A 9,390-nucleotide genomic window follows, 5' to 3' on the forward strand; every position below is an offset into this window, starting at 1 on the left:
CGCAGGAAAAATAACTCAAGGTAAGGCGCTCGATTGAGCAATAGCTGGCTATTGGGAGTGAGAGCAACACAGCCTTGAGCTATTTTAACTAGTACAAGTGAGCAATAACTTAATGGGATTGGTATTATATAGCGTTTAACCATTTTTTGTCGGTCGTACTTCAGTCCGTCAACTGTTGATCGGGCGATTACTGTGATGAGCCAAATATGAACAGCCAAGTTAATTTCGCCTAGACACAACAATTAACAACAACAACAGAGCCTAAAATTTACCGCTAAATATTTGACTGTTATTGAAGTTATGCTACTTTCGAGGTTAATAATCTTAAGCTAAAGAAATAGTGCTAATGCCTGCCATTGATACCAGACAATGCCCTTTATGCCAACAAAATAATTTATGCGCCGTCAATAGCAGTGAACCTTGTTGGTGCGTAAGTCGTGATGTTAGACCCGCATTGTTAACACAAGTGCCACCAGCGTTATCTGGAAAATCATGTATCTGTAAAGATTGTATCGATAAATTCAACTTTAACAACATTATCGACAAGTCTTAAAAACACACGGATGTATTTTTTAGATCATTCAACTTAAATACTTACTTAAACAACTAAATAAAAAGGAATTTTTGTGTCACATAAACAAACAAGGCAAGACACTATATTTAGTACCATAACAATACCGTTAGGTGATGAGCTAATTTGGCGCTGGGAAGACAAGCAATCAGCTTTACTCGCTGAGTTTTCATGGGAAAAAAAACAACACATATTAACTATTTTACGGCGGTTATTCAGCGAAGAATGGCATAAAAAGAATATTAAAAAAGCCCCTCAAGCGCTTAAAGATGAACTGGGTGAATTAGTAAACCTTAATAAAGAACAACTGATTTTTACTCAGCCAGCCTTTAAAGAAACACCTGCCCTTGCTGTTATTTGGTGGCCTTGGGGTCATGGTTCAACCTATTCTATCCGCATAAAAATATTAAACAGTAATTATGATGATGCCGAGCTAAAGCAGGGACAAGCGAGCTTCATTAGCAAAATTGTTCAACGTATAACATCAGCATAATCACCAAACTTGCTTGTGAGCAAGCATATCTTAGCTACAATTATTCTAGTTTCATTTAGTTTAGTTTAATTTTACAGGATGTTCCTATGCGCACGCTAACGCTATATTATGCCACCAACAGAAATCACTTGGGTCAACGTTGGACTCCCAACAGTTATGGACAAGATTTTAGTGCTGACCGACCTAATAACTTACGCTTTGGTCGAGTCACTGTTGAAGTCAGTGCCAATAAAGTAACAGACTACCTGAATGATAAAGTCAATAGTCGCTCTGGTGATGGTGAAAACTTAGCGGGCTATATTGAAAAAAAATTACGTAAAAAAAACCTTATATCCGCTTTTGTGGAAGCAGAAAAACCCACCAATGCGACAAATTCACCTCTTGCTTCCACAACGGCTTTTAATGAACTAAAGAAACAAATGGAAATGAAACGTGATTTGGTCGTTTTTATTCATGGTTTTAATGTTAACTGGTTTGAAGCGGTCGCCTCTGCCATGGCATTAGAATTAATGTTAAACCGCCGTTCACAAGACAATGATAAATTAAAAGATACTAGCGTATTTCTTTTTTCTTGGCCTTCAAACGGCGCAATGATGAGAAATAAAGCTTATTTATCTGATCGTAACGATGCTAGAGACTCAAGCGTAGCGGTAGCGCGAGGGTTTCTGAAATTACGTGACTTTCTTATGACACTCAGACCTAAACATAATGATCCTACGCAAAATGAATGTGGACAACAACTACACTTACTGTGTCACTCAATGGGTAATTATGTTTTACAACATGCCCTAGTTTCACTAGACAAGCTCAATAACCAAAAACACTTTCCACAATTATTTCAGCATATATTTATGTGTGCACCTGATGTTGATGATAATGTTTTTGAAGATAAACGGCCTATGGTTAATCTGTATAGATTAGCGAGGCATGTAACGGTTTATTACAACAATGGTGATTTAGCGATGTATATTTCTGATTACACTAAAGGCAATACCGATAGATTAGGCCATAATGGCACAGCACGACCGTTGCAATTGCACAATAAAGTCAGTCAAGTCAACTGCTCTGATATTGTTGGCGGCGTCACCGAACATAGTTATTACTTATGGGCCACGGTTAATGAAGACATTAGACAAAGTATTGATGATCTTGCTTACGATGACAGTGCACGTAAAAGAAAGTACAAATCAGCACAAGTTTGGCGCTTAACCTAGCCTGCTTTTAAGCTACTTTAGTTCAAGACCAAGTAATACCAATCCCATTAAGTTATTGCTCACTTGTACTAGTTAAAATAGCTCAAGGCTGTGTTGCTCTCACTCCCAATAGCCAGCTATTGCTCAATCGAGCGCCTTACCTTGAGTTATTTTTCCTGCGCACAACAAGATCACAAACTTAATGGAACTGGTATAACACTTAAGACCTCTGTTTGGTAAAGGTTCTATTGGTAATGCTAGCCATTGATCCAAAAATGTACACCAATACTGGCGAAATATCCAAGTGCAATAACAGGTGTCCATTTAAGGTGGCTAAAGAAAGTATATTGCCCGCGCGCTTGTCCCATTAATGCTACGCCGGCAGCAGAGCCAATTGATAACAAGCTACCGCCCACTCCTGCTGTTAGTGTGACTAGCAGCCACTGAAATTGGTTCATATCAGGTTGCATAGATAACACGGCAAACATCACTGGAATATTATCAACAATCGACGATAATAAGCCAACGAGGATATTAGCTGTCGTGGCACCCAACTCTCCATAGATAAAATGTGAGGTTAAAGCCAAATAGCCAATAAACCCTAGACCACCTACTGCCAAAATTACACCATAAAAAAAGAACAGAGTGTCCCACTCCGCTTTGGCAATTTTATCAAAAATATCGAAATCATCGAAGTCTTCGTTAACATAATCACTAGTAGATGAATCTGACTGTTCGTTATGATTATGACCAAATTTACGTAAATAATAAGCATACAATTTTAAATAGGCCAGTCCGGTCATCATGCCAAATACTGGTGGTAGATGCAGAAAGTTATGAAAAGTAACTGCGGTTATAATCGTTAGCAAAAATAAACCAACAATGACCAGCCCACCATTTTTAACTTGCACGGGCTTTGTAGATATTGCTGCAGGCTTACCCGACGACAAGGCAAATTGCATAACTAACGCAGGCACTAAATAGTTGACTAACGCAGGTAAGAATAATTTAAAAAAAGCGCCAAATTCTACTACACCTTTTTGCCAGACCATCAAGGTCGTAATATCGCCAAACGGACTAAATGCCCCACCAGCATTCGCGGCGACGACAATATTGACACAGGCAATAGCAATAAACTTTGGCTGTGTTTGACCAACGGCTAAAATAACTGCACACATAATTAAGGCGGTTGTTAAGTTGTCGGCAATAGGGGAAATAAAGAATGCCAGCAGACCCGTTAACCAAAATATTGCCCGGTAGCTAAAACCTTTAATAATGAGTCTATCGCGCAAGGCATCAAACACTTGCCGCTCAAGCATCGAGTTGATATAAGTCATTGCAACCAGTAAAAAGAAAAACAACTCAGCGTATTCTTGAAAAGTATGCCTTATAGCCACTTCAACAGAGTGATAATCGCCCATTTGTTGGTAAACTACAGCGATGAGTAGCCAAATAACACCCGCAGCTAACAATACAGGTTTTGATTTACGCATATCCAGCTGATCTTCAAAAATCACAAAAATATAAGCAAAGACAAAAATAACGATAGCAGCGTAACCTACCCAATGATCGGTAAGTGATATTGCCCTCGTTGCTCCCTCACTAGCCGCAGTAGTAAAACAAGTAAATAATAAAAAAATGAAGGTAATGATCGGTAGTTTCATAACTTACTGTTTCTTTGTGCTGGTACCCATGCTGTTAAGTTTGCTCTCTTTAAGTGGGGAATAACATAATAATATTACCATCAATAGACTATTTAGCAATAATGCCATCTAGTCAGTAATCGAATTTCATTCAATTCGGCTCTTAATCTTTCATTACTTTAGCGTCGACGCGGCTTATGTGGTTTAGATTTACTGTTATCACCAAAGGCTTTTTGTCGACCATGCTTTTTTTGCTGCCCTAAAGTATTTTTACGGGCTGGTGGGTCAGTTTTAGTTAAATCTGGCTCATAGCCTGGTAACCATTGTTGCATTAAACGTGTGTCTAACACTTTTTCTACCGCTTCCAACAACCATGCTTCTGACGGGCTCATTAAAGAAATGGCTAAGCCTTCATTGCCTGCACGCCCAGTGCGGCCAATACGGTGAATGTAGTCTTCAGCAATATAAGGTAATTCGTAATTAATGACATAACGTAAGTCACTAATATCGATACCACGGGCTGCAACATCTGTTGCTACCAATGCCCTAGTTTTTCCTGCTTTAAACTCTGCTAAGCCTTTATCACGCGCACCTTGTGATTTATCACCATGGATAGATTGGGTTTTAATGCCGTCTTTAGACATTTCTTTCGCTAGTTCATCCGCGCCCAGTTTTGTGCGCGTAAAAATAAGCACTTGTTGCCAGTTCTTAGAGCCAATTAAAAATGAAGTGAGTTCGCGTTTTCGGTCGCTATCAACGGTATAAACAATTTGCTCTACTTTTGTTGCCGCGGTGTTGCGTTCACTGACTTCAATAAGTTGTGGATCATTAAGTAAGGTTTTACTGAGTTTAAAAATGGCATCATCAAAAGTCGCTGAAAATAATAACGTCTGACGCTTGGGCGGTAGACGATTTAAAATACGGTCAATCTCATCCTTAAAGCCCATATCTAACATACGGTCAGCTTCATCAAAAACGATGGTTTCAAGATGAATTAACAAAACACTGCCATTAACAATATGGTCTAACAATCGGCCAGGGGTGGCAATTAATATATCTGCACCTTGTTCAATCGCTTCAATCTGCGGTTTAATACTGACACCGCCATAGGCAACAGCGATATTAAGCTTAGTATTTTCAGCATAACTAACAAAGCTTTTATATACTTGCTGCGCAAGTTCACGTGTTGGTGTTAATACTAAGGCCCTAATTGGCCTTTTTGCCGGAATACTCTCGCTTAAACGCTGCAGAATAGGTAAAGCAAAAGCAGCAGTTTTACCAGTACCCGTTTGAGCTCCAGCCATAATGTCTTTATTGGCCAAGATGGCCGGAATGGCTTGCTGTTGAATCGGCGTTGGCTGATCGTAGCCTAAGGCTTTAACAGCATCGGTAAGTGACTTGTCTAATGCTAAGGACGAAAAACTCATGATTATCTATCGCTTATTAATCGAATGTTGTTTTTGTTTAAGTTCATACTCAAGTTCATCGGGGTAATATACTAAGCCTTGTTCGTCTTGGCTCGGAAACACCACAATAGCAAGTTCGTCATCCGCTAAACCCTTGCTCCATCGGCTAAACCATTTATTTAAAGAAATTGCTTCAGGTTGGCAGGCTTGCCAACCATCGGTAGCCCAAGCTTGAGCAAACTCTTTATTTGGCCAAACCGGTACACAGTCCTCTTCTTCAGTGTTGAGCATTACACAGCCATGTTCATCGGTTAAGATCCATAACTCGTTTTGGCTGACCGCTTCATTGATAAAATAAACAGCGCGCTGCGCGTCATCCATCTGCAATATTTGTTTAATTTTTTCTGGCTCTAACACATGAACTCCTGATGAAAACTATTTTTAAATGATGGCGCTATTCTACAAAAATTTGCATTTCTTCGCCGATGTTTTTCCGCATTTCCATTAACTTTTTTGCGCTGTCATGCTCTTTTTTATCTACCGCTGTTTTAGGTATCCATTCAGGAACACGCTCAGATTGACCATTCTGATCAACAGCAACCATAATCACAATACAATGCGTAGTGAGTCGACGATTTAGCGACTTAGGATCACAAGCATTTACTTCCAAAGCTATATGCATGGAAGACTTGCCGGTATAAATTACTTTCGCCTCAACCTCTACTAAGCTACCAACATGAATTGGTGCCACAAAACGAATGCCACCGGCATAGGCGGTAACACAATAGCGACCACTCCAACCTGCTGCACAAGCATAAGCAGCCAGATCAATCCATTTCATTACTGCGCCACCATGCACTTTACCACCAAAATTAACGTCCTGGGGTTCCGCTAAAAATCTTAAGGTTATATCGCGTTGCGGTTGTTTCATGCTGTTTCCTATTTATCGGTAAAATTAGCGCTTAACTGTGGTGACAATACACGCGGTTTAAAGGTACATTACCACCCGTTAAGTCATAGTAAAAATTTAAAGGGTAACCATGAAAATTTGGGTTGATGCCGACTCGTGTCCAGTAGTCATTAAAGAGATTTTATTTCGAGCCGCAGAACGTACTCAAACACCAACAACATTATTGGCGAATCATTATCTAAAAGTACCACCGTCTAAGGTGATCAGTTTCGTGCAAGTTAGTGCTGGCTTTGATGTGGCTGACGATGAAATTGTTAAGCGAGCTGAGCCAAATGACTTAGTGATCACGGCAGATATTCCATTAGCCGCTGAAGTCGTTGAGAAAGGCTGCTTAGCACTTAACCCTAGAGGCGAACTTTATACCGAGGCCAATATTCGTCAACGATTAAATATGCGTGACTTTATGGATACGCTGCGCTCTAGCGGTATTGAAACAGGTGGCGCGCCACCTATTAGCCAAAGTGATCGACAAGCTTTTGCTAATAATCTTGATAAGTTACTAGTACAGCAATAAGTTAAGAAAATAAGCCGCAACGACAAAAAATTATTTTGCCGTTGCTATTATCATTATTTACTTGGATTAGGATTAATGCGCCGACGTCCGCCACCATTACCATCACTATTGCCAATATGGCGTCTGTTTTTTCCAGTAGGTTTATGACCACGAGCGTTTTCACCAGAGCGTTGACCATCTTTGTGCTCAACACTTTCTGATTTAAATTTTCTTGGCTTTTGCGCTTTTAAAGCGCGTAAATTACGTGACTCTGGTAAGGCATGTACCGGTTCAAAACCGGCAACAACTTCTCTTGGCAAGTGTGTTTGTATGACATGTTCTACATCATTAAGTAAATCTATTTCATCAGCACACACTAAAGATACCGCATGACCGGTAGAACCTGCTCGGCCAGTACGTCCAATACGATGAACATAGTCTTCTGGTACATTAGGCAATTCAAAGTTAACCACTTGCGGCAACTGCTCTATATCGATACCACGGGCAGCAATATCAGTAGCAACCAGTACGCTAATATTACCATCTTTAAATTGTGCTAAAGCTTTAGTTCTCGCACCTTGGCTTTTGTTGCCATGAATAGCAGCGGCTCTAATACCTGCAGCATCTAACTGTTTAGTTAATTTATTTGCGCCATGTTTAGTTTTCATAAACACGATAACTTGTTGCCAGTCATTTTCTAGAATTAAATGAGTCAGTAAAGCTGCTTTTCTATTTTTATCAACCGAGTAAATCAATTGCTCAACCGATTCAGCGGTGGTGTTTTTTGGGCTAATAGAAATTTCAACGGGATCGTTGACTATGCCTTTAGCTAGTTCACGGATGTCGGGAGAAAATGTTGCTGAAAATAGCAGTGTTTGACGTGTTTTTGGCAGCAAAGATAAAATTTTCTTAATATCGCGAAGGAAACCCATATCCAGCATTCTATCGGCTTCATCAAGCACCAATATTTCTAATTGATTAAATCGTACCGCTTTTTGATTATACAAATCTAGTAAACGTCCAGGAGTGGCAACTAGAATATCAACGCCTTGACGTAAGCGCAGCATTTGTGGGTTAATTTTAACACCACCAAATACTACAGTAGATTTCAACGGTAAGTGCTTACCATACATTTCTACGTTTTCAGCAATTTGTGCAGCAAGCTCACGAGTGGGCGTAATAATAAGCGTTCTAGCCTGATTTGGCCGGACATTGTCGCCCTTTGATAACAGCTCAAGAATAGGTAAAGTAAAACCAGCTGTTTTACCTGTGCCCGTTTGTGCAGCAGCCATAACGTCTTTACCAGCAAGCACGGCAGGAATAGCCTGAGCTTGAATAGGTGATGGCGTATCGTAACCTTTTTCCGCAATAGCTTTTTGAATGGGTGCAGATAAACCTAAATCGGTAAAACTCATAGAATATTCTCTTCTCGCTGTTGGTTTGATCCAATGTCAAACGGCGATGCAGAATACAGTATAGACGGCTTTAGTGCAATGAAAGTGCTTATTCTTCTATCATAAACAAGCAACTAAGTTAATACTAATAATGGGTCGGAGCTTATTACCTTAATGATTTAGTAAACGTGAATATTTTATAAAGGCCAATTTGTGGTTTATAAAACGGTTGGTATTAAAATGGAAAGTGATCAAAATTAATGTCGATATGAAGAACGTATACAATAAAATTTGTTTATTTACGTGTCTATTGATTTATTTTTTATTGTTTTTTTTCGTGAGAAATAAAGGTAATTTACAAGGCGACAAATTGGAGAGCTAAAGAAGGTAGAGATCAAAAGATAAAGTATTGCTAAATATCCTCATTAACACTTATTCTCTCACGACTTCTTCCCAGTAAAAATAACTCATAAAAGGAAAAGCAGGAAAATTACAGCAGCCAGGGCTCGAAAAACAAACAGTTTGTCGAATAATAGAGACAAAAAAAACCCGTAACATTAGTTACGGGTTTTAGAATGGTGGTGGAGGGAGGTGGATTCGAACCACCGAAGGCAGAGCCGTCAGATTTACAGTCTGATCCCTTTGGCCACTCAGGAACCCCTCCACAGGGCCGAATGCCCAGCCTTAGCTGGGTATTCTAATTAGAAGCCTAGCAATGTCCTACTCTCACATGGGAACTCCCACACTACCATCGGCGCTAACACGTTTCACTGCTGAGTTCGGAATGGGATCAGGTGGGGCCATGTCGCTATTGTCGCTAGACAAAAAGGGTACAATCTAAAAAGCTGACGTGCATGGATGCACTAACGTCGATAATGTTCATGGATGAACGCTTTTATCGACGCTACAGTAAAACCTAGGCTCTACTTTATATAAATACGTTTTTTTCTTCTCTTATTCATCACTCATGTACGTGATGTGGCATATTCCTACGCCATACTACTATGTCAAACTACACACAACTTAAAACCACTTGGGTGTTGTATGGTTAAGCCTCACGGGTAATTAGTATTGGTTAGCTCAATGCCTCGCAGCACTTCCACACCCAACCTATCAACGTTGTAGTCTCCAACGACCCTTTAGGGAGCTTAAAGCTCCAGTGAGAACTCATCTCAAAGCCTGCTTCCCGCTTAGATGCTTTCAGCGGTTATCAGTTCCGAACGTAGC

At 40.0% G+C, this 9,390-nt stretch carries 10 protein-coding genes, 1 tRNA gene and 2 rRNA genes; 4 read left to right on the forward strand and 9 right to left on the reverse strand.

What is annotated here, in order from left to right:
- A partial coding sequence (locus ESZ39_RS18185; protein ID WP_223270430.1) for a hypothetical protein occupies positions 1 to 218 on the reverse strand: 218 nt, incomplete at its 3' end.
- Positions 219 to 346: 128 nt separating this feature from the next.
- Between ESZ39_RS18185 and ESZ39_RS16545 the strand changes: the two genes are divergently transcribed.
- The 3 genes from ESZ39_RS16545 to ESZ39_RS16555 all read left to right on the forward strand — a co-directional run bounded on the left by ESZ39_RS16545 (position 347) and on the right by ESZ39_RS16555 (position 2,278).
- The gene (locus ESZ39_RS16545) at positions 347 to 553 is read left to right on the forward strand and encodes a cysteine-rich CWC family protein (protein WP_146881034.1); all 207 of its coding nucleotides are present in this window, start codon (positions 347 to 349) and stop codon (positions 551 to 553) included.
- A gap of 73 nt (positions 554 to 626) precedes the next feature.
- Complete coding sequence (locus ESZ39_RS16550) at positions 627 to 1,064, forward strand: hypothetical protein (protein WP_146881035.1); 438 nt, start codon at positions 627 to 629, stop codon at positions 1,062 to 1,064.
- Positions 1,065 to 1,150: 86 nt separating this feature from the next.
- Positions 1,151 to 2,278, forward strand: a complete 1,128-nt coding sequence (locus tag ESZ39_RS16555; protein WP_146881036.1) for an alpha/beta hydrolase — start codon at positions 1,151 to 1,153, stop codon at positions 2,276 to 2,278.
- 236 nt (positions 2,279 to 2,514) lie between these two features.
- Here the strand turns inward: ESZ39_RS16555 and nhaD are convergent, their stop codons facing one another.
- The 4 genes from nhaD to ESZ39_RS16575 all read right to left on the reverse strand — a co-directional run bounded on the left by nhaD (position 2,515) and on the right by ESZ39_RS16575 (position 6,237).
- Positions 2,515 to 3,921 carry a sodium:proton antiporter NhaD gene (nhaD, locus tag ESZ39_RS16560; RefSeq protein WP_146881037.1) on the reverse strand — a complete coding sequence of 469 codons (1,407 nt, stop codon included), beginning with the start codon at positions 3,919 to 3,921 and terminating at the stop codon, positions 2,515 to 2,517.
- Positions 3,922 to 4,079: 158 nt separating this feature from the next.
- On the reverse strand, positions 4,080 to 5,327 hold the full coding sequence (locus ESZ39_RS16565) for a DEAD/DEAH box helicase (RefSeq protein ID WP_146881038.1): 1,248 nt from the start codon (positions 5,325 to 5,327) through the stop codon (positions 4,080 to 4,082).
- A gap of 6 nt (positions 5,328 to 5,333) precedes the next feature.
- On the reverse strand, positions 5,334 to 5,687 hold the full coding sequence (locus ESZ39_RS16570; protein ID WP_146881042.1) for a DUF2750 domain-containing protein: 354 nt from the start codon (positions 5,685 to 5,687) through the stop codon (positions 5,334 to 5,336).
- Positions 5,688 to 5,760: 73 nt separating this feature from the next.
- Positions 5,761 to 6,237 carry an acyl-CoA thioesterase gene (locus ESZ39_RS16575; RefSeq protein ID WP_146881039.1) on the reverse strand — a complete coding sequence of 159 codons (477 nt, stop codon included), beginning with the start codon at positions 6,235 to 6,237 and terminating at the stop codon, positions 5,761 to 5,763.
- Between the two features lie 109 nt (positions 6,238 to 6,346).
- Here ESZ39_RS16575 and ESZ39_RS16580 point away from each other — a divergent pair, with 109 nt between their 5' ends.
- The gene (locus ESZ39_RS16580) at positions 6,347 to 6,790 is read left to right on the forward strand and encodes a YaiI/YqxD family protein (protein ID WP_146881040.1); all 444 of its coding nucleotides are present in this window, start codon (positions 6,347 to 6,349) and stop codon (positions 6,788 to 6,790) included.
- Positions 6,791 to 6,843: 53 nt separating this feature from the next.
- On the opposite strand, the gene ESZ39_RS16585 is transcribed toward ESZ39_RS16580, so the two are convergent.
- The 4 genes from ESZ39_RS16585 to ESZ39_RS16600 form a co-directional block, all read right to left on the reverse strand.
- Positions 6,844 to 8,184 carry a DEAD/DEAH box helicase gene (locus ESZ39_RS16585; protein WP_146881041.1) on the reverse strand — a complete coding sequence of 447 codons (1,341 nt, stop codon included), beginning with the start codon at positions 8,182 to 8,184 and terminating at the stop codon, positions 6,844 to 6,846.
- 558 nt (positions 8,185 to 8,742) lie between these two features.
- A tRNA-Tyr gene (locus ESZ39_RS16590) sits at positions 8,743 to 8,827 on the reverse strand.
- Between the two features lie 43 nt (positions 8,828 to 8,870).
- Positions 8,871 to 8,985 (reverse strand): 5S ribosomal RNA (rrf, locus tag ESZ39_RS16595).
- A 222-nt stretch (positions 8,986 to 9,207) separates the two neighbouring features.
- A 23S ribosomal RNA gene (locus ESZ39_RS16600) occupies positions 9,208 to 9,390 on the reverse strand; the annotation flags it as partial.

This window comes from Colwellia sp. C1TZA3 (assembly GCF_007954265.1).
Lineage (GTDB): Bacteria > Pseudomonadota > Gammaproteobacteria > Enterobacterales > Alteromonadaceae > Cognaticolwellia.